This is a genomic window from Leifsonia sp. 466MF, from assembly GCF_900100265.1.
Lineage (GTDB): Bacteria > Actinomycetota > Actinomycetes > Actinomycetales > Microbacteriaceae > Leifsonia.
Genome location: NZ_LT629696.1, coordinates 1,779,360 through 1,803,965, shown reverse-complemented (window position 1 = coordinate 1,803,965; position 24,606 = coordinate 1,779,360). Strand labels below are relative to the sequence as shown.

The 24,606-nt window shown below is 70.1% G+C and carries 23 protein-coding genes and 1 tRNA gene; 17 read left to right on the top strand and 7 right to left on the bottom strand.

Annotated elements, in window-relative coordinates; translation table 11 throughout:
• Nucleotides 1–123: 123 nt before the first annotated feature.
• A complete protein-coding gene (locus BLR91_RS08645; RefSeq protein ID WP_018190924.1) occupies nt 124–885 on the bottom strand; it encodes a trimeric intracellular cation channel family protein in 762 nt (253 codons plus the stop codon).
• A 268-nt stretch (nt 886–1,153) separates the two neighbouring features.
• Here BLR91_RS08645 and recO point away from each other — a divergent pair, with 268 nt between their 5' ends.
• Genes recO through BLR91_RS08630 form a run of 3 tightly spaced genes read left to right on the top strand, consistent with a single transcriptional unit; the run spans nt 1,154 to nt 3,416 of the window.
• Entirely contained in the window at nt 1,154–1,894 is a 741-nt protein-coding gene (gene recO / locus BLR91_RS08640; RefSeq protein ID WP_089875707.1) for a DNA repair protein RecO, read from the top strand.
• A complete protein-coding gene (locus BLR91_RS08635) occupies nt 1,891–2,715 on the top strand; it encodes an isoprenyl transferase (protein WP_020074823.1) in 825 nt (274 codons plus the stop codon). Before recO ends, BLR91_RS08635 begins: the two co-directional genes overlap by 4 nt.
• A 29-nt stretch (nt 2,716–2,744) precedes the next feature.
• On the top strand, nt 2,745–3,416 hold the full coding sequence (locus BLR91_RS08630; protein ID WP_018190927.1) for a DsbA family oxidoreductase: 672 nt from the start codon (nt 2,745–2,747) through the stop codon (nt 3,414–3,416).
• A 164-nt stretch (nt 3,417–3,580) separates the two neighbouring features.
• Here BLR91_RS08630 and BLR91_RS08625 read toward each other — a convergent pair whose 3' ends face one another.
• Both BLR91_RS08625 and BLR91_RS08620 read right to left on the bottom strand, forming a co-directional pair.
• The gene (locus BLR91_RS08625) at nt 3,581–4,096 is read right to left on the bottom strand and encodes a DUF559 domain-containing protein (protein ID WP_089875709.1); all 516 of its coding nucleotides are present in this window, start codon (nt 4,094–4,096) and stop codon (nt 3,581–3,583) included.
• Between the two features lie 503 nt (nt 4,097–4,599).
• A complete protein-coding gene (locus BLR91_RS08620; protein WP_172823198.1) occupies nt 4,600–5,118 on the bottom strand; it encodes an aminoacyl-tRNA deacylase in 519 nt (172 codons plus the stop codon).
• Between the two features lie 33 nt (nt 5,119–5,151).
• On the opposite strand from BLR91_RS08620, the gene dusB reads away from it, so the two are divergent.
• The 11 genes from dusB (at nt 5,152) to BLR91_RS08560 (ending at nt 19,001) form a co-directional block, all read left to right on the top strand.
• Nucleotides 5,152–6,342, top strand: coding sequence for a tRNA dihydrouridine synthase DusB (dusB, locus tag BLR91_RS08615; RefSeq protein WP_089875713.1), 1,191 nt, complete (start codon nt 5,152–5,154; stop codon nt 6,340–6,342).
• Nucleotides 6,332–7,642 carry a deoxyguanosinetriphosphate triphosphohydrolase gene (locus tag BLR91_RS08610; RefSeq protein ID WP_089875715.1) on the top strand — a complete coding sequence of 437 codons (1,311 nt, stop codon included), beginning with the start codon at nt 6,332–6,334 and terminating at the stop codon, nt 7,640–7,642. Before dusB ends, BLR91_RS08610 begins: the two co-directional genes overlap by 11 nt.
• A gap of 121 nt (nt 7,643–7,763) precedes the next feature.
• Nucleotides 7,764–9,143 (top strand): DUF4282 domain-containing protein, encoded by a 1,380-nt coding sequence (locus BLR91_RS19990; RefSeq protein WP_157694648.1) that lies wholly within the window; start codon nt 7,764–7,766, stop codon nt 9,141–9,143.
• 72 nt (nt 9,144–9,215) lie between these two features.
• Nucleotides 9,216–11,099, top strand: a complete 1,884-nt coding sequence (gene dnaG, locus BLR91_RS08595) for a DNA primase (RefSeq protein ID WP_089875719.1) — start codon at nt 9,216–9,218, stop codon at nt 11,097–11,099.
• A gap of 209 nt (nt 11,100–11,308) precedes the next feature.
• The gene (locus BLR91_RS08590; protein ID WP_018190935.1) at nt 11,309–12,940 is read left to right on the top strand and encodes an ABC transporter substrate-binding protein; all 1,632 of its coding nucleotides are present in this window, start codon (nt 11,309–11,311) and stop codon (nt 12,938–12,940) included.
• A gap of 95 nt (nt 12,941–13,035) precedes the next feature.
• On the top strand, nt 13,036–14,133 hold the full coding sequence (locus tag BLR91_RS08585) for an ABC transporter permease (RefSeq protein WP_018190936.1): 1,098 nt from the start codon (nt 13,036–13,038) through the stop codon (nt 14,131–14,133).
• 1 nt (nt 14,134) lies between these two features.
• The gene (locus tag BLR91_RS08580) at nt 14,135–15,205 is read left to right on the top strand and encodes an ABC transporter permease (RefSeq protein WP_089875721.1); all 1,071 of its coding nucleotides are present in this window, start codon (nt 14,135–14,137) and stop codon (nt 15,203–15,205) included.
• Complete coding sequence (locus BLR91_RS08575) at nt 15,202–16,890, top strand: ABC transporter ATP-binding protein (RefSeq protein WP_018190938.1); 1,689 nt, start codon at nt 15,202–15,204, stop codon at nt 16,888–16,890. Before BLR91_RS08580 ends, BLR91_RS08575 begins: the two co-directional genes overlap by 4 nt.
• 10 nt (nt 16,891–16,900) lie before the next feature.
• Complete coding sequence (locus BLR91_RS08570; RefSeq protein WP_089875723.1) at nt 16,901–17,821, top strand: ATP-binding cassette domain-containing protein; 921 nt, start codon at nt 16,901–16,903, stop codon at nt 17,819–17,821.
• Nucleotides 17,822–17,832: 11 nt separating this feature from the next.
• Nucleotides 17,833–18,849, top strand: a complete 1,017-nt coding sequence (locus BLR91_RS08565) for an NAD(P)-dependent oxidoreductase (protein ID WP_020074813.1) — start codon at nt 17,833–17,835, stop codon at nt 18,847–18,849.
• A gap of 79 nt (nt 18,850–18,928) precedes the next feature.
• Nucleotides 18,929–19,001: transfer RNA gene (locus BLR91_RS08560), tRNA-Asn, on the top strand.
• Between the two features lie 133 nt (nt 19,002–19,134).
• On the opposite strand, the gene BLR91_RS08555 is transcribed toward BLR91_RS08560, so the two are convergent.
• The 3 genes from BLR91_RS08555 to BLR91_RS08545 form a co-directional block, all read right to left on the bottom strand.
• On the bottom strand, nt 19,135–19,797 hold the full coding sequence (locus BLR91_RS08555) for a response regulator transcription factor (protein ID WP_018190941.1): 663 nt from the start codon (nt 19,795–19,797) through the stop codon (nt 19,135–19,137).
• On the bottom strand, nt 19,794–21,077 hold the full coding sequence (locus BLR91_RS08550; RefSeq protein WP_089875725.1) for a histidine kinase: 1,284 nt from the start codon (nt 21,075–21,077) through the stop codon (nt 19,794–19,796). Before BLR91_RS08550 ends, BLR91_RS08555 begins: the two co-directional genes overlap by 4 nt.
• Before the next feature lie 94 nt (nt 21,078–21,171).
• On the bottom strand, nt 21,172–21,372 hold the full coding sequence (locus BLR91_RS08545; protein WP_018190943.1) for a hypothetical protein: 201 nt from the start codon (nt 21,370–21,372) through the stop codon (nt 21,172–21,174).
• Nucleotides 21,373–21,610: 238 nt separating this feature from the next.
• Between BLR91_RS08545 and BLR91_RS08540 the strand changes: the two genes are divergently transcribed.
• Both BLR91_RS08540 and BLR91_RS08535 read left to right on the top strand, forming a co-directional pair.
• On the top strand, nt 21,611–21,922 hold the full coding sequence (locus BLR91_RS08540; protein WP_018190944.1) for an SHOCT domain-containing protein: 312 nt from the start codon (nt 21,611–21,613) through the stop codon (nt 21,920–21,922).
• Between the two features lie 125 nt (nt 21,923–22,047).
• Nucleotides 22,048–22,923 (top strand): sensor histidine kinase, encoded by an 876-nt coding sequence (locus tag BLR91_RS08535; protein WP_089875730.1) that lies wholly within the window; start codon nt 22,048–22,050, stop codon nt 22,921–22,923.
• 51 nt (nt 22,924–22,974) lie between these two features.
• Here BLR91_RS08535 and def read toward each other — a convergent pair whose 3' ends face one another.
• Nucleotides 22,975–23,541: a peptide deformylase gene (def, locus tag BLR91_RS08530; protein WP_089875732.1), complete on the bottom strand. Its 567-nt coding sequence runs from the start codon at nt 23,539–23,541 to the stop codon at nt 22,975–22,977.
• A 40-nt stretch (nt 23,542–23,581) separates the two neighbouring features.
• On the opposite strand from def, the gene BLR91_RS08525 reads away from it, so the two are divergent.
• Entirely contained in the window at nt 23,582–24,547 is a 966-nt protein-coding gene (locus BLR91_RS08525; protein ID WP_018190947.1) for an exporter DMT family membrane protein, read from the top strand.
• Nucleotides 24,548–24,606 lie beyond the last annotated feature (59 nt).

Sequence of the window (24,606 nt, the reverse complement as noted above, 5' to 3'; positions counted from 1 at the left end):
GCCGCCATTCCCGAGATTTGCGCCAAATGTGCGGCTCCGCTGCGTCTCGGGGGCGGCGTGATTCGTGCCGAATGTGCGGTATCGCCGCGGCTTTCCGCACATTCGGCACGAATGTGCGCGGGGTTACTCGGGCTTGTCGATGCGGTAGCGCGGGATCGCGCCGGTGTCGGTGCGCTCGGCCGTGCGGGCGGCGCTGGGCGCGCGCGTGAAGCGGGGCCAGCGCGGACGGGGGATGCGGCCCAGCTCCCGCTGCTCCGGCAGGCTCCACCCGAAGCGCACGGCGAGGAGCCGGATGACGAGGGTCACCACGACACAGACGACCGCCGCGACCGTCAACGGCACGCCGAAGTCGAGCATGACGACGAGGACGATCGTGCCCGCGCCGGCCGCGACCGCGTAGAGCGAGCCGACGTGCATGAGCGCGATGGGCAGGTTCAGCAGCACGTCCCGCAGGATCGACCCGCCGACTGCGGCCACCACGCCGACGAACACCGCGGGAACCTCCGGCAGCCCGAGCGCGAGCGCCTTGCTCGCTCCGATCGCGCCGAACAGCCCGATCGTCAGCGCGTCGAGGAAGGTGATGACGGGGTCGAGACGGCGGAACAGCCGGATCAGCAGCATCCCGAGCAGTGCGGCGACGACGGTGATCGGCAGGTACCAGTTCGACTGCAGGGCGACCGGCGTGACGTTGAGCAGCAGATCGCGGAGGAGTCCGCCGCCGACGCCCGTTGCGACGCCGATGATCGCGACGCCGAGCAGGTCGAGCCGCCGGTCGCGGAATCCGGACGCGAACATGGCGCCCTGGAGGCTGCCGACGCCGACAGCGATGAGGTCGCCCCACAGCGGGATCGACAGGGCGCCGATGTCGACGGGGGTCGTGCTCACCCCCCATGTGTATCATGCGCGCGCGGTGGAGCTAGGAAGCAGCGCGAAGCGATGCCGCGACCCCAGCGCCGCGCGGTGGAGCTGAGGGCAGCGCGGAGCGATGCCGCGACCCCAGCGCCGCGCGGTGGAGCTGAGGGCAGCGCGGAGCGATGCCGCGACCCCAGCGCCGAGGGAGCCTGCGACCGAGGTCACAGCCTGCGACCGAGGTAACAGTAAGTGTCGCACCCCGCATCCGCCGCACTGTCAGCCGGGCGCGCGATACTGGAGTGTGCCTGTCTACCGTGATGAAGCCGTCGTGCTCCGAACCCACAAGCTGGGCGAGGCCGACCGCATCGTCACCATGCTGAGCAGGCAGCACGGCAAGATCCGTGCGGTGGCGAAGGGTGTGCGGCGGACGGCCTCCCGGTTCGGGTCGCGGCTCGAGCCGTTCATGGTGGCCGACGTCCAGCTGTACGAGGGGCGCAGCCTCGACGTGATCACGCAGGCCGAGACGCTCGGCGCGTACGGCGCCCTCATCGCCGACGACTACGCCAGCTACACCGCCGCCAACGCGATGGTCGAGACGGCCGACCGTCTGACGGATGCCGAGCCGTCCATCCAGCAGTACCTCCTGCTGGTCGGCGCGCTGCGCTCCCTGTCCCGGAGGGAGCACGGTGCCGGCCTGACCCTCGACTCGTACCTGCTGCGCGCGCTGTCGCTCGCGGGATGGGCGCCGAGCTTCCAGGACTGCTCCCGCTGCGGCGCACCTGGCCCGCACACCTCCGTGGTCGTCCAGCTCGGCGGCGTCGTCTGCGCCGACTGCGCTCCGCAGGGCGCCCCCAAGGTCGACGCCGACACGATCGCCCTGCTCGGCGCCCTGCTGTCGGGAGACTGGGAGGCGGCGGAGGCGGCCCCGGACATCACGCGGAATCGCGCGAACGGCGTCGTCGCCGCGTACACCCAGTGGCATCTCGAGCGCGGGCTGCGCTCGCTCCAGCACGTTCAGCACGACCAGAAGGCGAGTGGATGAGTCCGAAGCCCTACACGCACAAGGATGCGGTCGAGTACCGCCCGCTCGACTGGACCGGCGTGTATCCGCCCGCGTTCCCGGCGGGGAGCGTTCCGTCGCACGTGGCGATCGTCATGGACGGCAACGGCCGGTGGGCGAACCGCCGGGGCCTGACCCGTATCGAGGGGCACCGGGCGGGGGAGGCCGCGCTTCTCGACGTGGTGGCGGGCGCCATCCAAGCCGGGGTCAAGCACCTCAGCGTGTACGCGTTCTCGACCGAGAACTGGAAGCGGTCGCCCGACGAGGTGCGGTTTCTGATGGGATTCAACCGAGACGTCCTGCACCGGCGCCGCGACCAGCTCAACGAGTGGGGCGTGCGGGTGCGCTGGGCGGGCCGGAAGCCGCGCCTGTGGTCGTCGGTCATCAAGGAGCTGCAGTACGCCGAGCAGCTCACGGCCGGGAACGACGTGCTGACGCTGACGATGTGCGTCAACTACGGCGGACGGACGGAGATCGCCGACGCCGTGCGGTCGATCGCCGACGACGTCGCTGCGGGCCGGCTGCGGCCGTCCGCAGTGAGCGAGAAGACCATCCAGCGCCACCTCTATCTGCCGGACATGCCGGACGTCGACCTGTTCGTGCGCAGCTCGGGGGAGCAGCGCACCAGCAACTTCCTGCTGTGGCAGAGCGCGTACGCCGAGATGGTGTTCCTCGATACGCTGTGGCCGGACTTCAGCCGCACCGACCTGTGGGATGCGGTGGAGCTGTATCTGCGCCGCAACCGCCGGTTCGGCGGTGCGGTGGACGCGCCGACGGCCGAGACGGCATCCACCTCGGAATAGACCGCGGCGTGCCGCGCGTTGCCTCTGAGGTGAGCGAACCCATCAAGATCGACATCTGGTCCGACATCGCGTGCCCGTGGTGCTACATCGGGAAGAGGAAGTTCGAGGCCGGCAGCGGGCTGTTCGCTGGCGCGGGCGACGGACGCGGGGTCGAGGTCGAGTACCACTCCTTCGAACTGTCCCCGGACACCCCCGTCGACTTCGACGGCAGCGAGATCGACTTCCTGGCCGGCCACAAGGGCCTTCCGGCCGAGCAGGTGCAGCAGATGCTGGAGCGCGTGACCGGGATCGCCTCGTCCGTCGGCCTCGACTACGACTTCGACAACCTCAAGCACACCAACACCGTCAAGGCGCACGAGCTCCTGCACTTCGCGAAGGCGAACGGCAAGCAGCTGGAACTGGCCGAGCGCCTGTTCCGCGCCTACTTCATCGAGGGCCGTCACGTCGGCCGGGTCGAGGACCTCGCCGACCTGGCGGCCGAGGTGGGGCTCGACCGGGATGCGGCGCTCCAGGCGCTCGAATCGGAGCAGTACCTCCAGGATGTGCGCGCCGACCAGGCGACGGCTGGAGAGTACGGCATCAACGGCGTCCCGTTCTTCGTCATCGACGGCAAGTACGGCGTGTCCGGGGCGCAGGACGCGCAGACGTTCGCCCAGGTGCTTGAGCAGGTCTGGTCGGAGCGCGCGGCGGTGACCGCATGACCGGCGCGGAGCCTGCCGTCGCGGCCGACGCGTCGCCCGCACCCGTCGTGCCGCTCGTCCAACTCGGCGCCGCCGGCGCCGTCTGCGACGGCGACACCTGCACCTTCTAGCGAGCGAGTTGACGCAACACGCCGTCGCGCTCCGTTGCATGGCGGCGTGTTGCGTCAACTCAACGCGAGCGCAAGACGGACACGGCGGACGGCCTCGCGGGCGTCGTTGGCCATGTGGGTGCGATTGACTCGCACGACCTCCCAGCCCATGGTCCGGATGAGCCACAAGCGATCGACGTCGATGTAGTACTGGTGAGTGTCCGTTCTGTGTTGATCGCCGTCGTACTCGACCACGACGTGCGCCGCGGGATAGGCCAGGTCGCCATGCGCGACCAGATCGCCATCGGGACCGACGATCCGATAGTTCACCGCCGGTTCCGGGAGTCCGGCGCGTACAAGGGCTAGGCGAAGCACAGTCTCCATCGGGGAGTCGGTCCGGGCCCGGACGCGCGCGAGCGCGCACCGTAGGGGACGCACACCGGGCCGTCGCGGGCTGGACGCGACGGCGGCAGCCAGTTGCTCCATTGTCGCGATTGGCTCCTTGCGACGGACGAGGGCGTCCCCGCAGACGACCAGGTCATCTTCGGCAAGCATGCTGGCGAGCTGGCACCAGGTCTCGACCGCGGACACGACCGGTAGTCCATGGAGTGTTGTGGTCGCGTCGTCGGCGATCCTCGTCTGATGGCCGTGGATTCCACGGTGCCGCGGTGCCCGTCCCGGCGCCCGTGTAGAGACGTGGAGCGGCTCGTCGGGATCCGCCTCCCGGCCTAAGGGAAGCCCATGGAGACGTGCGGCGGTGATGTGACTGAACAGCATCCCCTCAGTCATCGCCGGTTGGAATGCCCGGCAACGCTCGACGAGATCCTGCGCGGGACCGATGGCACGGACGCCGTGGTGGGGGCGCGTCAAGTCTCCTCGTCGCAGCCGAGAGCGCGAGACACCGTGCAGCAGGGCCTCGCGCGTCGTGAAGTGGGGTCCAATCCTGAGCGGTTCCATCGCCACAGGTTGCCAGTCGTGACTATTGCCTGCCGCCGTTATCCACAGCTCGCACACGAGTTGACGCAACACGCCGTCGCTCGACCGGGTGCGACGGCGTGTTGCGTCAAGTCGATGGCGGGCCGGGGAGCGGCGCGCTACTCGGGGTCGGTGATGTCGGCGACTGTCGCGCCGAAGGCGGTGATGAGGGCGTCCGCGTCGACGAAGAGGGAGTAGCCGTGCTCGCCGGCGCCCATCGACACGCGACGGCCGGGGATGGTGGCGTCGGCGACGACCGGCCACGCGGTGGTGCTGCCGAACGGCGTGATCGTGCCGCGCTCGTAGCCGGTGGCGGCGAACGCGACCGACGCATCCGGGAGCTGCAGCTTGTTGACCTGCAGCACCGAGCGCAGTTTCGGCCAGGCGATCTTGCGGCCGCCGGGCACGAGGGCGAAGACGAACGTGTCATCGCTGCGCTTCACCACGAGCGTCTTGACGATGTCGCCGGGCTGGATGCCGAGCAGCTGGGCGGCCTCCTCAAGGCTGCGTGCGGCGGGACGCTCCACGATGTCGACCTCGATGCCGCGGGCCTGCGCGTCGGCGGCGACGCGCTCCCGACCGGTGCTCACAGGTGCGCCAACAGGGGAGTTGTCCACGGATTCCGGGCTCTCGGCCATAGCTCAGCACGCTTTCTGGGAGAATCGAGTGAGATGTCTACCACTGCCACCCTAAGCCACGCGCCTCAGCTGACCATCGGTCCGCTGAGGCTCGACGTGCCAGTCGTCCTCGCACCGATGGCCGGGATCACCAACACGGCGTTCCGGCGGCTCTGCCGTGAGTTCGGAGCCGGTCTCTACGTCAGCGAGATGATCACGTCCCGCGCCCTCGTCGAACGCACTCCGGAGTCGCTGCGCCTCATCACGCACCACGAGTCGGAGACGCCGCGGTCCATCCAGCTCTACGGTGTCGACCCCGTCACCGTGCGCGAAGCCGTGACGATGCTCGTCGCCGAAGACCGCGCCGACCACATCGACCTCAACTTCGGATGCCCGGTGCCGAAGGTCACCCGCAAGGGCGGGGGAGCGGCGCTTCCCTGGAAGCTCGGGCTGTTCCGCGAGATCGTCGAAGGCGCCGTGCAGGCGGCCGGCGACATCCCGCTCACGATCAAGATGCGCAAGGGCATCGACGGCGACCACCTGACCTACCTCGAGGCCGGGCGCATCGCCGAGGGCGCCGGTGTCGCCTCGATGGCCCTGCACGCGCGCACGGCTGCGGAGTTCTACTCGGGTCACGCCGACTGGTCCGCCATCGCCAAGCTGAAGGAGACGGTGACCTCGACGCCCGTGCTCGGCAACGGCGACATCTGGTCGGCCGCCGACGCGATCCGGATGGTGGAGGAGACCGGCTGCGACGGCGTCGTGGTCGGCCGCGGCTGCCTCGGGCGTCCCTGGCTGTTCGGCGACCTGGCCGCCGCCTTCCGCGCGCGGGCGGGCGAGATCTCGGCAGCAGAGGCGGAGGCCGCCCAGGCGCATCCGACGCTCGGGCAGGTGGCGCAGACGTTCCGCCGCCACGCGGAGCTGCTGGTCGAGTTCTTCGACAGCGAGGAGCGTGGCTGCCGCGACATCCGGAAGCACGTCGCCTGGTACTTCAAGGGCTACCCGGTCGGCGGCGACCTGCGGGCGAGCCTCGCGACCGTCGACACGCTCGAGCACCTCGACGAGCTGCTCGCCACGCTCGACCCCGCCCAGGAGTACCCGGGCGAGGCGGCAGAGGGTCAGCGCGGTCGTGCCGGCTCCCCGAAGCGGCCGGCGCTGCCGGACGGCTGGCTCGAGAGCCGGGACCTCGACGGCGTGCAGCGCGCCGAGGTCGCCGATGCGGAGGTGCACAACAGTGGTGGATGACGTCGCGGCGACCACGAGCACGGGTGCCGGCGCGGTGCAGACGGCCGAGGCGTCCGCCGATCGCGGGTACTCCGAGCACGACCGGGAGCGCTGGCTCCCCGAGCAGCACTCGAACCGGCGCAGCGACTTCGCCCGCGACCGGGCGCGGCTGCTGCACTCCAGTGCGCTCCGCCGTCTCGCGGCGAAGACGCAGGTGCTCAGCCCCACTGCGGGGCTCGACTTCGCACGCAACCGGCTGACGCACTCCCTGGAGGTCGCCCAGGTCGGCCGCGAGCTGGCCAACAGCCTCGGACTCGACCCGGACATCGTCGACACCGCCTGCCTCGCACACGACATCGGGCATCCACCGTTCGGCCACAACGGCGAGCGGGCCCTCAACACCTGGGCCGACGACATCGGCGGCTTCGAGGGCAACGCGCAGACACTGCGGTTGCTGAGCCGGCTCGAACCGAAGGTGTTCGGCCGCGACGGCCGGCCGTACGGGCTCAACCTCACCCGCGCGAGCCTCGACGCGAGCTGCAAGTACCCGTGGCCTGCGGCCTCGTCGGTGGCAGACCCGAGCGGGCGGGCGAAGTTCGGCTTCTACGCCGACGACCGCGCCGTGTTCGAGTGGATGCGCCAGGGCGCCCCCGAGCGCCAGCGCTGCATCGAGGCGCAGGTCATGGACCTCTCCGACGACATCGCCTACTCCGTCCACGACTTCGAGGACGCCGTGGTGAACGGCTACATCGACGTCGCGGCCCTCGGAAGCCGGGTCGACCACGAAGACCTCGTCGAGTCCATGCACGAGTGGATCGGCGGCGAAGTCAGCCACCAAGAGCTCATCGAGGCGTTCGACCGGCTCGACAGCATGGACATCTGGCTCGACGGGTGGGACGGTTCGCGCCGGTCCCAGGCGCGCCTGAAGAACCTCACGAGCCAGCTGATCGGGCGCTTCGCACACGCGGCTGTCCACGCCACGAAGGAGGCCGCGGGACGGGTGGACCTCATCCGCATCGGCGCCGACGTGGTCGTGCCGGCCGGGATCCAGGCCGAGATCGCTGTGCTGAAGGGCATCGTCGCCACGTTCGTCATGTCACGGAACACACGGCAGCCGATCTACGCCCAGCAGCGGCAGATCCTGACGACGCTGGCCGACCTGCTCTACCAGCGCGGTCCGGCCGAGCTCGACCCGGGATTCGCGGAAGACTGGCGCGCGGCCGCGACAGACGATGCGCGGAGACGCGTCGTCGTCGACCAGGTCGCCAGCCTGACCGATCAGTCCGCGCTCAGCTGGTACGAGCGTCTCGTGCAGCACTGAGCACGGAAAGGTCGTGGGCTTCGGCGCAGAACCGCTGTGAAGCACCGCATGCTCCGCGCGCCGGGGTTGTATACCGCGGCGCAGTGCAGAATGCTGGGAGTCAGGCTTCGGGAGGAGACGAATGAGCACCGCACTACCACCGTCCGACGGCGACCGCCCCGCAGAGGGGGAGTCGACGGAGACGGCCGGCGCCCCACCGGAGGGGACCGGAGCCGCCACGCCGGCGGCGGGCGGCGGTGCGACCGCGGGCTCAGGCACGACCCGGACTCCGCGAACGACCGGCTCCTCGACGAGCCGAACGGCCAAGACGACTGCGGCCAAGACGACAGGCGCCTCGACGACAGGGGCCAAGACGGCCTCGTCCACCGCGGGCGCGCCCTCAGCGCGGTCGACGAAGCCGCGGGCGACGAAGAGCACCACCGCGCAGACCCCTGAGACGGATCAGGCGACCGAAGCCGCCGCCCCGACCGGCGAGACGTCTACGTCTGCGTCTGCGTCTGCGTCTGGGGCTGCGCGAAAGCCCGCCGCCAAGAAGACCACGACGCCTCGGACTCGCCGGACGACCGCGAAGACCACCCCGATCGCACCGGAGGGGGAAGCGCCCGACATCATGGATGCGACCCTCGGCGCCCGCGAACCGCTCGCGCCCAGCGGCGGATCGAGCCGGAGCCGCAGTGCGTCGGCCCGTGACACGTCCACCTCGCCCGCCGAGCCCCTGATCGCCGAGCCCCCGATCGAGGAAAGCACGGGAACCGCCGAGACATCCGACGACACCGGCGCCGCAGCGACCAAGCGTCTCCCGACGGCCGAGGAGCTCTACGCCGCACCCGCATCGACCGACGCCGGTGCGGCCGCCGTAGCGGCTGCCGTCGCATCCACGGGCACGCCACCTCCTGTCGGCGCAGCTGCCGCCGCGCCCGCAGACACTCCGACCGAGCGGCTCGCTGCCGACACGACCGACACCGACCAGGAGGCCGCTGTGGACTCGACGACGGCGCGCGAGACGGGCGACCAGCCCACCGACGCCACCGAACCGCCCGCCACCGCTGCGCCCGAGGCAACCGCTCCGGATGCGACCCGGGGCGCACCCGCCGCCACCGGCGCGACACCCGCCGCAGGCGCTGCCACCGGCCCCGGCGCACAGTCCGCTCACGGCCGCACGGTCGGCGATCTCGCCGACCGCCTGGACGACTCGCGGTTCTTCTCCTCCCTGTTCGACTTCACGTTCACGAACTACGTCACGCGCAAGCTCGCCGGTCCCGTGTACGTCGTCGGGCTTGTCCTGATCGCGCTCGGCATCATCGTCGGCTTCGCGAACTCGCTCACCTCGGCGATCGCGACGCACGCGCCGATCGGTGCGTTCGTGTTCCTGTTCGGCGTCCTCATCACCCTCGTCGGGGCGATGCTGAGCGTGCTTCTGCTGCGCGTCGGCATCGAGGTGTTCTGCGCCATCATCGAGATCGCCCAGAACACGCGCCGCCGCCGTCCGCCGAGGGAGTGACCGCGACCGGCGGGCCGTCCGGGTTTCCCCGATCGGGCCGGAGCGTCGGTCCGGCTCACTAGAATCGAGAGCATGGCAGGCCGGATTCGACAGAGCGACATCGAAGAGGTCAAAGCCCGCACCAACATCGGCGACATCGTCGGCGACTACGTCAGCCTCAAGACCGGCGGCGTCGGCGCGCTCAAGGGCCTCTGCCCCTTCCACGACGAGAAGAGCCCCAGCTTCTACGTGCGCCCGGGCGTCGGCCGCTACCACTGCTTCGGCTGCGGCGAGGGGGGCGACGTCTACGAGTTCCTGCTCAAGATGGACCACGTCTCCTTCACCGACGCGGTCGAGCGGCTCGCCGCGCGCATCGGCTACCAGCTCCACTATGAGGAGGGCGGTGGCGGACCCTCCGAGAGCTCCGGCAACCGCGCCCGCCTGCTCGCGGCGAACGCCGCGGCGGAGGAGTTCTTCCGCGACCGCCTGTCCGCTCCCGATGCCGACCCCGGGCGCCGGTTCCTGGGCGAACGCGGCTTCGACGCCGCGGCCGCAGCGCACTTCGGCGTCGGGTTCGCCCCGAAGAGCTGGGACGAACTGACCAAGCACCTGCGCGGCAAGGGCTTCAGTCAGGAGGAGCTACTCACGGCCGGACTCGTCTCCCAGGGTGACCGCGGCGTCTACGACCGGTTCCGAGGCCGCCTGATCTGGCCCATCCGCGACGTCACCGGCCAGACCATCGGCTTCGGCGCGCGCCGCCTGCTCGACGACGACAAGGGCCCGAAGTACCTCAACACCCCCGAGACGCCCGTCTACAAGAAGGCGCAGGTGCTCTACGGGCTGGATCTGGCCAAGCGCGACATCTCGCGGCAGGACCAGGTCGTCGTGGTCGAGGGCTACACGGACGTCATGGCGTGCCACCTCGCCGGGATCACGACCGCCGTCGCCACCTGCGGCACGTCGTTCGGCGTCGACCACATCAAGGTGATCCGCCGGGTGATGGGCGACGACAACAGCCAGGGTTCGGTGATCTTCACATTCGACCCGGATGCCGCCGGCCAGAAGGCGGCATCCCGCGCGTTCGGCGAGGAGCAGCGGTTCTCCGCGCAGACCTACGTCGCGGTCGGACCGGACGGCCTCGACCCGTGCGATCTGCGGCTGGCCCAGGGGGATGTGGCGGTGCGCCGCATGATCGACGCACGCAAGCCGATGTTCGAGTTCATGATCCGCCGGACCGTCGAACGGTTCGACCTCGACTCGGTCGAGGGGCGGGCGGCGGCCCTGCGTGCGGGAGCACCGATCGTCGCCACGATCCGCGACCCGGCGTCGCAGAACGGCTACACCCGTGAGCTCGCGCGGCTCTCCGGCGCCGACCTGCAGGATGCGATCCGCGCCGTCCGCGCCGCCCAGCGGGGTTCCGGCTCACGGGAGGGCTCGCGCGACGGATCCCGCGACGACGGCCGCACCCGCTCGTACCCGGGCGGCGACGGCCAATCCGGCTCCGCCGAGCAGCCGCGTCCCCTCGCGCAGGCCGACCTCGCCGACCCGACGCAGCGGACCGAGCGCGAGAGCCTCATGGTGCTGCTGCAGCTCCCCGGCGAGGTGGGTCAGGAGCGGGCGGCGCGCGCCGTGCAGGTCCCGTTCGTCAACCCGACCCACGCCGTGGTCCGCGACGCGATCGCCAGTCAATTGGCGACGCTGCAACAGCCCGGATGGGTGGATCGCGTGCTCGCCGAGGTCCCGCAGGCATACGCGCCGACGGTCAACGCTCTGGCGGTGGCGGAACTCCCGCAGGGCGGCGATCCCGGGCGGTACGCGCGGTCGATCGTCGACGGCCTGATCGACCGCGACCTGCTCCGCGAGAAGGCGGAACTCACCTCACGCCTCGGCCGCACGGAGGACCCGGAGCTGCGTCGCCAGATCTCGCTCGCCATGGTCGCGATCGAGAGCGAACGGCGCCGCCTGCGCGGCGAATAGCACGCCGGAAGCGCCGCCTGCGGAATCCGCAGACGAATGCCTGCAGATGCGCTCTTTTGTTGCGTCCGTGTAAAGATCGCGCCCGGATCCGCATCCGAATGCAGGAAGAACGAGCATTCCGTGCTAGGAAAGTTCTCACGCGAACGGCGATCCCGCACGCCCGTGACGACGCCGCTTGCGCATCCCACACCAGGAAGAGGTAATCGGATATGACATCCGCACACAACGGCGGACGGCGCCTGCTCGCCGTATCCGCCGCGTTCGCGGCCGCGGCACTGGTGCTCGCCGGCTGCTCCGGGAACAACAACGGCTCGGGCGGCGGCGGCGGTGGCGCCATCACCGTCGGCACCACCGACAAGATCACGTCGATCGACCCCGCCGGCTCGTACGACAACGGCTCGTTCGCCGTCATGAACCAGGTCTACCCGTTCCTTCTGAACACCCCGTACGGCAGCCCGGACGTCAAGCCGGACATCGCCGAGAGCGCCGACTTCACCTCGCCGACCGAGTACACGGTCAAGCTCAAGCCGGGACTGAAGTTCGCCAACGGACACGACCTCACCTCGTCGGACGTCAAGTTCACCTTCGACCGCCAGATCAAGATCAACGACCCCAACGGCCCGGCATCGCTGCTGGCCAACCTGGACAGCGTCTCCGCGCCGGACAAGACCACGGTCGTCTTCAAGCTCAAGGTGCCGAACGACCAGACCTTCCCCCAGGTGCTCTCCAGCCCCGCCGGTCCGATCGTGGATGAGCAGGTCTTCTCGGCCGACAAGGTCACGCCCGACAACACCATCGTCAAGGGCCACCCGTTCGCCGGTCAGTACGACATCACGAGCTACGACTTCAACAACCTGATCGCCTACAAGGCGTACCCGGGATACAAGGGTCTGCTCGGAAAGCCCGCGACCGACAAGGTCAACGTCAAGTACTACGCCGAGTCGTCGAACCTGAAGCTCGACATCCAGAAGGCAGCGATCGACGTCGCCTTCCGCAGCCTCTCGGCCACGGACGTCGCCAGCCTCGAGAACAACGACAAGGTCAAGGTCGTCAAGGGCCCGGGTGGCGAGACCCGCTACATCGTGTTCAACTTCAACACCCAGCCGTACGGCGCGACCACGCCGGAGGCCGACGCGAAGAAGGCCCTCGCCGTGCGTCAGGCGGCGGCCGACCTCGTCGACCGCTCGGCGATCGCCGACCAGGTCTACAAGGGCACCTACACCCCGCTGTACTCGTTCGTCCCGGACGGCCTGACCGGCGCCACCACGGTGCTGAAGGAGCTGTACGGCGACGGCAACGGCGGCCCCAGCCTCGACAAGGCCAAGCAGGCCCTCCAGGCGGCCGGCGTCTCCACCCCGGTCTCGCTGAACCTCCAGTACAACCCGGACCACTACGGCCCGTCCTCCGGTGACGAGTACGCGCTCGTCAAGGAGCAGCTGGAGAACGGCGGCCTGTTCAAGGTCAACCTGCAGTCCACCGAGTGGGTGCAGTACTCGAAGGACCGCACGAAGGACGTCTACCCGGCGTACCAGCTCGGCTGGTTCCCGGACTACTCGGACGCCGACAACTACCTGTCGCCGTTCTTCATCAAGGACAACTTCCTCGCGAACCACTACGACAACCCGGAGGTCCAGGACCTCATCGCGAAGCAGGCGGGCACGACCGACAAGGCCGAGCGCACCAAGCTGATCGAGGAGATCCAGGCCAAGGTCGGGGCGGACCTCAGCACGCTTCCGCTGCTGCAGGGCTCGCAGATCGCGGTCGTCGCGAAGGGTGTCTCGGGCGCCGACAAGACGCTCGACCCGTCCTTCAAGTTCCGCTACGCGGCACTCTCGAAGTAATCCGGCCCTGAGCCACCAGCTCTGAGCCGAACCGGGGGGTGGCTCGCTCACGCAGCGAGCCGCCCCCTTTCCACGAACCACCACGATTGGCTTCCATGACAGCGACTGTCAGCGCCCCGGCGGCCGGGACCGCCCCCGGGCCGGACCGAACGAAGGCGAAGCGACGATCCGGCGGCGGCCTCGGCCGCTACATCCTCGTCCGCGCGCTTCTCATCATCCCGACCATCTTCATCCTGGTCACCGTCGTCTTCTTCCTGATGCGGTCGACCGGAGACCCGATCACCGCGGCCCTCGGCGGGAAGCTGCCTCCGGCGCAGCTCGCCCAGCGCGTGCACGAGGCCGGATACGACCGGCCGATCATCGTCCAGTACCTCGAGTACCTGGGCCAGCTGCTGCGCGGCGACTTCGGGACGACGTTCACCGACAACCAGCCGGTCACGCAGGTGCTGCTGACGTACGGCGCAGCGACGCTGGAGCTGGCGTTCTACGCGCTCATCGTCGCGTTCATCGTCGGCATCCCGCTCGGCCTGATCGCCGCCTACTTCCGTGACAAGGCCCCGGATGCGGGCCTCCGAATCATGGCGATCCTGTTCTACGCCACCCCGGTCTTCTTCGTCGGCCTCGTTCTGAAGCTCATCTTCTCCATCTGGCTGGGCTGGCTCCCGGTCGCCGGACGCGCGTCGACGAGCTCCGAACTGGAGATGCAGACGCTCGACAACAAGACCGGCATCTACCTGATCGACGCGTTCCAGACCGGCGACCCGGCCGTGGTCGGCGACGTGCTCATGCACGCCATCCTGCCGGGGCTCGCCCTCGGTCTGCTGACCGCCGGCATCTTCCTCCGGCTGGTCCGCACCAACGTGATCGGGACGCTGTCCACCGACTACGTCGACGCGGCACGATCGCGTGGCGTCGGCGAATCGCGGCTGCTGCGCAAGCACGCCTACCGTCCGGCGCTCATCCCGATCATCACGGTCATCGGCCTGCAGATCGCCCTGCTCCTCGGCGGTGCCGTGCTGACGGAGTCGACGTTCGAGTGGAAGGGCCTCGGCTTCCAGCTCGTCCACTACCTGCAGGCGCGCGACTTCGTGGCCGTGCAGGGCATGGTCGTCCTGCTCGCCGTCATCGTGACCCTCACCAACTTCGTGGTCGACGTCATCGCGGCCCTCATCGACCCGAGAGTGAGGTACTGAGATGTCGACCGCATCGCTGACCTCCCGCAAGCGCTCCCTCTGGGACCGCCTGCCCGTCGTCCACCAGCTCCGCCAGAGCGTCGGCCTGCAGCGCGGGATGCTCGTGGTGGGCCTCGTGCTCACCGCCCTGTTCATCCTGACCGCGATCTTCGCGGCGGTCATCGCGCCGTACGGCTTCGCGCAGTCGAAGGCCGACGGGAAGTCGTTCGGCGCGCAGCAGCCGCCGAGCGCCGCGCACATCTGGGGCACCACGTCCGGTGGATACGACGTGTTCTCGCGGGTGATCTGGGGAGCGCAGACCGCGATCCTCGTCATCATCATCGCCGTCCTCCTGTCGATCTTCCTCGGCGTGCTGCTCGGACTCGTCTCCGGCTACTTCGGCGGCTGGCTCGACCGCGTGCTCGTCGTCATCTGCGACGCGATCTACGCCTTCCCCTCCCTGCTGCTCGCCATCGTCATGGCCATCGCGATCAGCGGCGGCCAGTCGAGCCTGTGGGGCGGCATCCTGGCGGCGGCGATCTCGATCACCGTCGTCTACATCCCGCAGTACTTCCGCGTGATCCGTTCGGAGGTCGTCCGGATCAAGGCGGAGGCGTATGTCGAGTCGGCGCGCGTCGTCGGCGCGAGCAACAGCCGGATCATGTTCCGGCACGTGCTGCGCAACTCGACCAGGACGCTCCCGCTGATCTTCACCCTGAACTCGTCGGAGGCCATCCTCACGCTCGCCGGCCTCGGCTTCCTCGGCTTCGGCATCGAGCCGACCGCCGCCGCTGAGTGGGGCTACGACCTGAACAAGGCCGTGGATGACGTGACCAGCGGGATCTGGTGGACCTCCATCTACCCGGGTCTCGCCATCGTGCTGGTCGTGCTGGGCATCACCCTGGTAGGCGAGAGCCTCAACGACCTGGCCGACCCGCGTCTGCGCGGCCGCCGCCGTGCGGCTGCGGCGTCCGGAGAGGTCGCCGAGACCTCGGTGGTCCCCGGCGGCACCCTCACCGCCGGCCCCGGCGGGGTCGACGGCCTCGAGGGCGGCGAATCGTTCGACGAGCACGGAATCGAGGTGCGTCCATGAGCGACGTCGTACAGATCAAGGACCTCTCGGTCTCCTTCTCCACCGACGCCGGCGCCGTGAAGGCGGTCGACGGGGTGAGCCTCAGCGTCGCCCCCGGCGAGGTGCTCGCCATCGTCGGAGAGTCCGGGTCGGGCAAGACGGTCACCGCCAAGACGATCCTCGGGCTGCTGCCCGAGACGGCGACCGCTTCCGGTGCCGTCATCCTGCGCAGCCGCGACGGCAAGACGGAGGCGGACATCGTCTCGATCGGCAAGAGCAAGCTGCGCGAGGTGCGCGGCACCGACGTCGCCATGGTGTTCCAGGAGCCGTCGACGGCGCTGAACCCGGTCTACCCCGTCGGCTGGCAGATCGCGGAAGGTCTGCGGGCGCACGCGAAGCTGTCGAAGAAGGAGGCGCGCGAGCGCGCCATCGAGATCCTCGGCCGGGTCGGCATCCCGGAGCCCGAGAAGCGGGTCAAGTACTACCCGCACCAGTTCTCCGGCGGCCAGAAGCAGCGCATCGTCATCGCGATGGCGCTCGTGCTGAACCCCGGGCTGATCGTGGCGGACGAACCGACGACCGCTCTGGATGTGACGGTCCAGGCCGAGATCCTGGACCTGCTGCGGCGCTGCCGCGACGAGTTCGGGGCCGCCATCGTGCTCATCACGCACAACATGGGCGTCGTCGCCGACCTGGCGGACCGCGTCGCGGTCATGTACCAGGGCAAGCTGGTCGAGCAGGCGGATGTGCGGACGCTGTTCTCCTCCCCGCAGGCCGACTACACGCGCAAGCTGCTCGCTGCCGTGCCGAAGATCGGCCAGGGCCTGATCGCCACGCAGGATCGTGCCATCGCCCGGGCCGAGCGCCCGATCGAGGCGCCGGTGGTCCAGGCGCGCGACCTGCGCATCCAGTACCCGGGCCGGCTCGGTCGGCCCGGGTTCGTGGCCGTCGACGGGGTCTCCTTCGAGATCCGTCCGGGCGAGGTGCTCGGCCTCGTCGGTGAGTCCGGCTCGGGCAAGACGACCATCGGGCGGGCCATCGCGGGCCTCAACAAGGTCACCGGCGGGTCGCTCGAAGTGCTCGGGATCGAGATGAACGGCGTCCGCGAGCGGCGATTCCGCAAGGTGCGGAGCGATATCGGGTTCGTGTTCCAGGATCCGGCGTCGAGCTTCAATCCGCTGCTCACCATCGCCGAGTGCGTTGCCGAGCCTCTCGTGGTGCACGGGCGCGCGAGCTCGGCCGCCGAGGCCCGTCGCCGCGTCGACGAGCTGCTCGAGGCGGTTCAGCTGCCGCGCGCCTACGGAGATCGGTACCCGCACGAGCTGTCCGGCGGTCAGCGGCAGCGCGCCAGTCTGGCGCGTGCGCTCGCGCTGGAGCCGAGCCTCCTGATCGCCGACGAGCCGACCTCGGCACTCGACGTGTCGGTGCAGGCGCGCGTGCTGGAGCTGTTCGCCGACCTGCAGAGGGAGTTCGGCTTCGCGTCGCTGTTCATCAGCCACGATCTCGCCGTGGTCGACCTGCTCGCCGACCGGATCGCGGTGCTCCACCGCGGAAAGCTCGTCGAGGAGGGGACAGGCGCCGAGGTGCTCGGCAACCCGCGGGAGGCGTACACCCAGCGGCTGCTCGCCTCCCTGCCCGTCCCGGACCCGGTCGAACAGGCCGACCGGCGCGAGGCGCTGCGGGAGTTGCAGGCGGAGAGCGCCTAGGGTCGAAGATGTGAGTTCCGTCCCCGCCATCGTCGTCAGCGACCTGTCCGTCGAATACCCTGCGCGGGGCCCGAGCGCGTCATGCGTGGCCCTGCGCGGGGTGAGTTTCCGCCTCGAGCAGGGCCAGGTGCTCGGCGTGCTGGGCGAGACCGGCTCGGGCAAGAGCACGCTCGCGCAGGTGCTCTCCGGACGGGTGCTCCCTCCGCGTGCGTCCGATCCGGGCCCGCGGATCAGTGGGGGAGAGGCGTCCGTCCTCGGCCACCCGCTGCGGAAGGCGCGCAAGCGCGACCTGGCCGAGGTGACCTTCCACGTCGGCTACCTGCCGCAGGAGGCCGCCGCGACACTGGAGCCGTCGCTGAGCGTGCAGGACAACGTCACGCTGCCGATCTTCGAGCGCGACGAGCACTACCCGCGGCGGACGGCGGGAGCCCGGGCCGCGACCATGCTCGACACCGTGCACCTGCCGCTGAGCGTGCTCAACAAGTACCCGTACGAGCTGAGCTCGGGACAGCGCCAGCGTGTCGCACTGGCACGGGCGCTCGTGCTCGGCCCCACCATCCTCGTCGCCGACGAGCCGACCGCCGGGATCGACGCGACCGTGCGCGACGCGGTGATCGACCTGCTCGGGCAGCTGCGCGGGCATCCCGACTTCTCGGCGGTCGTCGTGAGCCACGACCTGGCCGTGCTGCGCCGGGCGACGGATGTGTCGCTCGTGCTGCAGGGCGGCCGACCGGTGGGCTACGGGCCGATCGAGGAGGTGCTCGCCGACCCGACGCATCCCTTCGTCGCGGGCCTCGCGCGAGCGCTGAAGCCCCCGGCGCAGCGCACGGAGCGGCGACCACAGCGCGGGGCGACCCGGCGCGCGGCGGCGGAGAGCGCGGCGGCGGAGAGCACGGGAACGGTGGACCAGCACGGAGTGGAGACGCGATGAGCGCAGAGGGAATGGACGAGACCGAGCAGACCGGGGCGCCGTCGCATCACCGGGCCGTGCTGGCCGTCGAGGTGACCGCGCTTCCCGAGGACCAGCGGCCGGAGCCCGGACCGATCGCCGTGCTGCCTCAGCCGTCGCAGCGTTTCGTGGATGCCGTCGAGTCGGCCGGCGGGACGGTCGAGCCGCTCTCCGAGCGCACCCGCGGTGTCGTCTGGCTGTCGAACACGCAGGCGGCGGACTTCCCGGCGGTGCTGCACGCGCATCCCGGAATCGGCTGGGTGCAGCTTCCGTGGGCCGGAGTGGATGCGTTCGCCGACGTCCTCGCGACCGAGGACCGCCCGGGGCTGATCTGGACCAGCGCGAAAGGTGCCTACGCGCAGCCGGTGGCCGAGCACGCCCTGGTACTGAGCCTCGCGCTGCTGCGGGTGATCCCGAAGCGCGTTCGTGCCCGGTCGTGGGCGACGGAGCAGGAGGGACGGTCGCTGTACGGCCTCGACGTCGTCATCGTCGGCGCCGGCGGCATCGCCCTGGAGCTGATGCGGCTGCTGGAGCCGTTCGGTGTGCGCGTCACCATCGTCCGGCGCACCGCATCACCGGTGGAGGGTGCCGTCCGCACCGTGACCGCCGACCGGCTCAGCGAGGTGCTGCCCTCGGCCGACCTCGTGGTCGTCGCCGCCGCGCTCACCGGTGGAACGCGGCACCTGTTCGGCGCGGACGAGTTCGCGGCGATGAAGGACACCGCGTACCTGGTGAACATCGCGCGCGGCGGACTCGTCGACACGGATGCCCTGCTGGAGGCGCTGCGCTCCGGCACGATCGCGGGCGCGGGCATCGATGTGACGGACCCGGAACCGCTGCCGGACGGCCATCCCCTCTGGGACGAGCCGAACGTGATCATCACGCCGCACCAGGCGGACACCCCCGAGATGACGGCCCCGCTGCTCGCCGAGCGCATCCGTCTGAACGTCCACGCCTTCCTCGACGACGGCCGGTTCGTGGGGGTGGTCGACCCGTCGGCAGGGTACTGAGGCTGGACGCGCGCGGGATGCACGCCCGATTTCTCCCGTGGCCGCGAACCTTGCTAGAGTAGCTTCGCTGATCAAGCATTCCTCGATAGCTCAATTGGCAGAGCAGCCGGCTGTTAACCGGCAGGTTCTTGGTTCGAGTCCAAGTCGGGGAGCGTTGTGAAACCCCCGGTCTTCTTCGGAAGGCCGGGGGTTTTCGTTGTGCGCCCCTTCGAGCCCGCGATTTGCGCCAAATCTCTGTTATGGCGCGCGCAGAACGACGATTTGGCGCAAATCTGCGGCCCGCAGCTACTGCCAGCCGGGCTGAACGAGGCCGGTCTCGTAAGCCAGGACGACGAGGTGGACGCGGTCGCGCGCATCCAGCTTCGTCATGATCCGCGACACGTGCGTCTTCGCGGTGAGCGGGCTGAGAAAGAGGCGTTCGCCGATCTCGGTGTTCGTCAGGCCGTGTGCGACCAGGGTCAGCACCTCGCGTTCGCGGTCGGTGAGATGTTGCAGCGCTGCCGCATCCGGAGCCGGTCGGAGGCCGCCCGACACGCGCTCGATGAGCCGCCGCGTCACGCCGGGGGAGAGCAGCGCGTCGCCGTCCGCCACGACGTGGACAGCGCGGATGAGCTCCACCGGTTCGGTGTCCTTCACCAGGAAGCCGCTGGCGCCGGCGATGATCGCCTGGGCGACGTACTCGTCCAGCTCGAACGTCGTCACGATGACGATGCGGGTGCCCGCGAGGGCCGGGTCTCCGACGATCTCGCCGGTCGCCCACAACCCGTCGCCGTCGGGCATCCGGATGTCCATCAGCACGACGTCGGGGTGCGTCTCGCGCACGAGGTCGACCGCCGCGCGGCCGGTCCCGGCCTCGCCGACGATCTCGACGTCGTCCTCCGCCTCCAGGAGAGCACGGAAGCCGGCGCGGACCAGGAGCTGGTCGTCCGCGAGAAGGACGCGGATCACGATGCGGCCCTGCTCGGCGCCGTCCGCGGTGCCGAGGACGGGATGCGGGCCTCGACGAGGAGCCCTCCGCCATCGGCCGGGCGGACGTCGAAGCGGCCACCGAGCAGCTCGGCGCGCTCGCGCATCCCGACCATGCCCCGGCCGCCCCGCCCGATGCCCGCGGCGGCGGATTGGGCCGAGGTGCGGCCGTCTCCGCTCGCGGTGGTGGGCAGACCGCGGCCGTCGTCGCGCACGGTCAGCACGTACCAGCCGTCGATCTCGGTGAGGCGGATCGCAACGCTCGACGCCTGTGCGTGCCGGCCGACGTTGGTCAGGGACTCCTGGACGATCCGGTACAGCGCCAGCTGCGCCGCGGCCGACGGGGTCGAGGTCAGGTCGGTGTCGTAGCTGACGCGCAGGCCGGCCTTCTGGTAGGTCTCCACGAGGACCGGGATGCGCGTGAGATCGGGCTCGGGGGAGCGGGCAGCCTGTTCCTCGGTGCCGCGGAGGAAGCCGAGCACGCCGCGCACCTCTTCCAGTGCCTGGCTGCTGGTGGTCTTGATCGCCTCCAGACTCTCGCGGGCCTTCTCCGGACGGGAGTCGAACAGGTGGAGGCCGACCCCGGCCTGGACGCTGATCTGCGAGAGCGAGTGCGCGAGCACGTCGTGGAGTTCGCGGGCGATGCGGAGGCGCTCGGCCTCCGCCGCCGCCTCCCGCCGTGCCGCGACCTGCCGGGCGACCTCCCGGAACCGCTCCCGGCGGTTGCGCAGGGCCTCGCCGACGCCCAGCAGGAGGCAGAGGATGAGCGCGACGATCAGGGGCCGCAGCATGGCGGCCGGCTGCCCGCGCAGCAGGTAGGCGGCGACCGGCGCGGCGATGGCGAAGCCCGCGAGCGTCCACCACGCCCACACGCGCGCGCCTCGGACCACCGCGGTGACGACGGCGAAGGCCAGCGGGACGGCGGAGAACGGCGGTCCGCTGGTCACCGCGATGGCCGGGGCGCAGAGCACGGCGACGGCGACGACCGTGGGGCCGGGATGCCGGGGAGATGCGAGAAGGACGAACGAGGAGGCGAAGGCGAGCAGCGAGAAGGCGAGGGTCAGCGGGTCGTGCGACGCATCCCGAGCCGCAATGACGATGAAGGGCAGCTGGATGAGAGCGGCGACGATGACGGCGAACCAGCGGGCGCCGCGCGGGCGTCCGCGTTCGGTCCAGGGCGTTCGCTCCCAGCCGGGCGGCTCGGTGGGGGTGTCTCCGAAGCGCGCGTTCGCTCCCTGATCGAGGGGCGCGTTCCAGGGCATCTCCTCATGCTAGCCAGGGCACCTGGGCGTCACGTCCCCCGGCGGGTGTCTCGGGGCTACTCCCGAGGAAGTATGAGGGCGGCGTGCGGCGAGCTCACGGGTTGTGCTCGGCGTCGAACCCGCCGTCGTCGGGCTGCTGGTCGAACAGGTGGCCGAAGGTCGGGCCGCCGAACGCCGTCAGTCCGGCCTCCCGCTCCAAGGACTCCCGGTTCTCCGCCTGGTCGTTCTCGTACTCGGTGACCGCGTCATCCGGCTGTTCGTCGTCGGCCTCGTGGCGGCCGTCCTCGTGCTCCATGCGGGCATCGTACGGCCGCATGCCGCCCATGCGACAGTGCACGCTTCTCGTGCTGGGGTCGCGAGATTCGTGCCGAATGTGCGCTTTGAGCTCCGCTAAGCGCACATTCGGCACGAATGTGCTCCCGGGGGAGTAGGGCGGAACGCACCCGGGGGCGGATTCGGTGGAGGGGAGGGGCCACGAGGCTGGGGGTGTCGGTCCGCGATAGGCGCGGACCACTCACGATTGGACACGCATCATGCTCAGCTCACTGGCCACCGTCGTCGCCGCCGCGCCCTGCGCCGTCGCGTACGGCCCGCCGTTCGTCGGCTGGTGGTGGATCTTCATCCCGATCTTCTGGATCCTCGTCTTCGTCGCCATCTTCGGATTCGCCGGTCGACGTTGGCGCCGCGCTGCCGCAGCACGCGGTGGATACGACGGCTGGGGCCCGAACGGCGGCGTCCGCTCCGCCGAGAAGACGCTCGCGCAGCGGTACGCCAACGGAGACATCGACGAGCAGGAGTACCGGGCGCGCCTGGAGGTGCTGCGCGCGAACCGCGACAGCGCCTGATCGGTTTCTCCACAGGGCGGCCGGACGCGGAGTCATCCACAGCCGCGTCCGGTCCCGTCCGCCCTGCTGTGCGGGCCGGTAGTGTTGACCGGGCCGCACAGCCGTGCGGCGGAAGGAGACGGAAGATGGACGTCATGGTGATCGCGGCCGCCGCGCTCGGCATCGTCGCGCTCGTCTTCCTGGGCCTCTGGCTGTGGGAGCGCAGCCGCCGCATCCGCCTCCGCGACACTCGTCAGGAATCGGAGTGGGATCGCATCGACCGCGAGCTCGATCTCGCCGAGCAGGCCGGACGGTTCCGCATCATCGGCGACCTGGGCGATGTGGCCATCCAGTCGGTCTCGCGGCTCGTCACGCAGGCCGAGGGCGTGCGGTACTCCGCTGCCGCCGACCCCGCAGCGGCCGCGCGATCGGCCGGCGTGCTCGAAACCTCCGCCCGCGATGCTCTGGCCGACCTCCGCCGGCTGCAGGCCGTCGCCCGAGAGGCCCAGGACGCCTCGTCACCGCAGCCCAGTCTCCACTCGGCACGCGACCTGTTCCGCGTCATGCGCGACGCCGGGCTCGCGGTCACGTTCACCGAGAGCGGGGAGCGCTTCGAACTCCGGCCCGGTGCCGAGCTCGCCGTCTTCCGCATCCTGCAGACGAGCCTGGAGAACGCGCTGAAGCACGGGGGTCCCGGCACGAACGCGGCGGTCGCCTTCGCCTGGACGCCCGAGGGCCTGGCCGTGAGCGTCGAGGACGACGGCATCCGCGCAGCCGCGCGTCGGCTGGGTCTCGACCGCGAGGGCGTCGACCAGGCCACCGCGTACTCGATCGCCGACGACGTCCGGGCGCTCACCGAGCACTACGAGGGCGCAGGCATCATCGAGATGCGCGATCGTGCCGCCCTATTCGGCGGCACCCTGAATGCGCAGACCATCGCCGGGGTCGGCTTCACCCTGTCTGCGGTGTTCCCCGCCCTGCGCCATCACAACGGCATCCACGGGGTCGACCTGCGGCGTTGACCGCAATCCGCCGAAGCAGCGTCGGTCCCAGGGCCGTCGATCGCGGCCGGGTCAGTCCTCGAGGTGGTCGCGTCCCGGCAGCCAGCTCAGCCCGGGCACGCCCCAGATGTTCTTCTTCTGCGTCTTGAGGGCCGCCTTCCCGAAGGGATGCGTCAGCCGGTCCACGTAGAGCACCCCGTCGAGGTGGTCGTACTCGTGCTGGAAGATCCGTGCGAGCCAGCCTGTGGCCTGCACCTCGTACTCGGCGCCGTCGAGGTCGGTTGCCTGCAGGATGGCGCGCTCGGCGCGTCGCAGAGGGAAGCGCTCGCCCGGGAACGACAGGCATCCCTCCGACTCGGTGTCCTCGTCCAGCTCGCCGACGCGCAGCGGGCTCAGCCACAGCGTCGGGTTGATCGCGACACCGCGGTGCGAGACGCCGTCGTCGTCGGTCCAGCCGTAGACGAACAGGCGGAGCGGCACACCCACCTGAGGTGCGGCGAGCCCGACGCCCGGGGCCTCATCCATCGTCTCGAACATGTCGGCGACCAGGGTGCGCACGTCGTCGTCGATCTCGGTGACGGGGAGAGCGGGGGAGTGGAGAACGGGGTCACCGGTGATTCGGATGGGGATGACGGCCATTCAGCAAGACTATCCGGATCATTCCCGGTAGGGTCGTGGGGTGGGCACGGAACTGATGGACGCGTTCGACCTGTCGTATCAGCCCAGCCAGCTCCTGGGCATCCCGGTCGCGCTCGTCGGTGCCTGCTTCTTGTCCGTCGGCGCTCAGCTGCAGCACCACGGCGTGGCCAAGGTCGAGGCGACAGCGGGCCACGCGGACGGCGGACTCAGCGGCCGCCAGATGGGTCGTCTGCTCGCCCGCCCGTCCTGGGTGATCGGGACGCTGCTGCTCGGCCTCGCCATCGTCTTCCAGCTGGTCAGCCTGAAGCTGTCGCCGATCATCCTGGTGCAGCCGCTCGGCGTGGTCGGTCTCGTGATCACGAGCATCCTCAACGCGCGGGTCAGCGGGGTGAAGCTCAACCATCAATCCGTGATCGCGGTCACCCTGTGCGTCAGCGGCGTCGGCGCGTTCGTGCTGCTTGCTGCCGTGTTCGCGCGGGATCTGCCGGTCACCAGTCGCGCGCTGATCGTCATCCTGATCATCCTCGCCGTCGTGCTGATCGCGTTCGGCACCCTGTTCTGGTTCCTGCGCCACAAGTTCAAGGCGATCATCTACATCGTCGGCGCCGGCGTGCTCTACGGCTTCGTCGCAACGCTCGCCAAGGTCGCCATCGACCGCATCTCGAATCAGGAGTGGGACTGGCTGCTGGTCGCCTGCATCGTCGCGCTGCTGCTCGCCGCGGTGCTCGGCGCCTACTTCGTGCAGAACGCCTACTCGTCCGGCCCGCCGGACCTGGTCATCGCCGGCCTCACGGTCATCGACCCGCTGGTCGCCGTCACGATCGGCATCCTGGTGCTCAATGAGGCGGCCGGGGCGCCCTGGTGGGCCATGGTCGGGTTCGCGCTGACGGGCGCGGTCGCCATCCTCGGCGTGTTCCAACTGGCGAAGTACCATCCGCAGAGCGCGTCGGACGCGCCGGTAGCCGACCGCATTGCCGACGCCGCGGAGCAAACCCGCTTAGACTAGGCCGTTGAACGACCGGGCGCGACCATCCGCCCGGGCCGCGAACGCCGTCGCCGGATTCG

Bases quoted from the DNA above. Each gene is read 5' to 3' on its own strand.
- dusB (WP_089875713.1), top strand. From the start codon at position 5,152: ATGTCTACCACTGCCACCCTAAGCCACGCGCCTCAGCTGACCATCGGT.
- dnaG (WP_089875719.1), top strand. From the start codon at position 9,216: ATGGCAGGCCGGATTCGACAGAGCGACATCGAAGAGGTCAAAGCCCGC.
- BLR91_RS08635 (WP_020074823.1), top strand. From the start codon at position 1,891: ATGAGTCCGAAGCCCTACACGCACAAGGATGCGGTCGAGTACCGCCCG.
- BLR91_RS19990 (WP_157694648.1), top strand. From the start codon at position 7,764: ATGAGCACCGCACTACCACCGTCCGACGGCGACCGCCCCGCAGAGGGG.
- BLR91_RS08550 (WP_089875725.1), bottom strand. From the start codon at position 21,077: ATGCCCTGGAACGCGCCCCTCGATCAGGGAGCGAACGCGCGCTTCGGA.
- BLR91_RS08575 (WP_018190938.1), top strand. From the start codon at position 15,202: ATGAGCGACGTCGTACAGATCAAGGACCTCTCGGTCTCCTTCTCCACC.
- BLR91_RS08545 (WP_018190943.1), bottom strand. From the start codon at position 21,372: ATGGAGCACGAGGACGGCCGCCACGAGGCCGACGACGAACAGCCGGAT.
- BLR91_RS08540 (WP_018190944.1), top strand. From the start codon at position 21,611: ATGCTCAGCTCACTGGCCACCGTCGTCGCCGCCGCGCCCTGCGCCGTC.
- BLR91_RS08535 (WP_089875730.1), top strand. From the start codon at position 22,048: ATGGACGTCATGGTGATCGCGGCCGCCGCGCTCGGCATCGTCGCGCTC.
- BLR91_RS08565 (WP_020074813.1), top strand. From the start codon at position 17,833: ATGGACGAGACCGAGCAGACCGGGGCGCCGTCGCATCACCGGGCCGTG.
- BLR91_RS08580 (WP_089875721.1), top strand. From the start codon at position 14,135: ATGTCGACCGCATCGCTGACCTCCCGCAAGCGCTCCCTCTGGGACCGC.
- BLR91_RS08590 (WP_018190935.1), top strand. From the start codon at position 11,309: ATGACATCCGCACACAACGGCGGACGGCGCCTGCTCGCCGTATCCGCC.
- def (WP_089875732.1), bottom strand. From the start codon at position 23,541: ATGGCCGTCATCCCCATCCGAATCACCGGTGACCCCGTTCTCCACTCC.
- BLR91_RS08585 (WP_018190936.1), top strand. From the start codon at position 13,036: ATGACAGCGACTGTCAGCGCCCCGGCGGCCGGGACCGCCCCCGGGCCG.
- BLR91_RS08620 (WP_172823198.1), bottom strand. From the start codon at position 5,118: ATGGCCGAGAGCCCGGAATCCGTGGACAACTCCCCTGTTGGCGCACCT.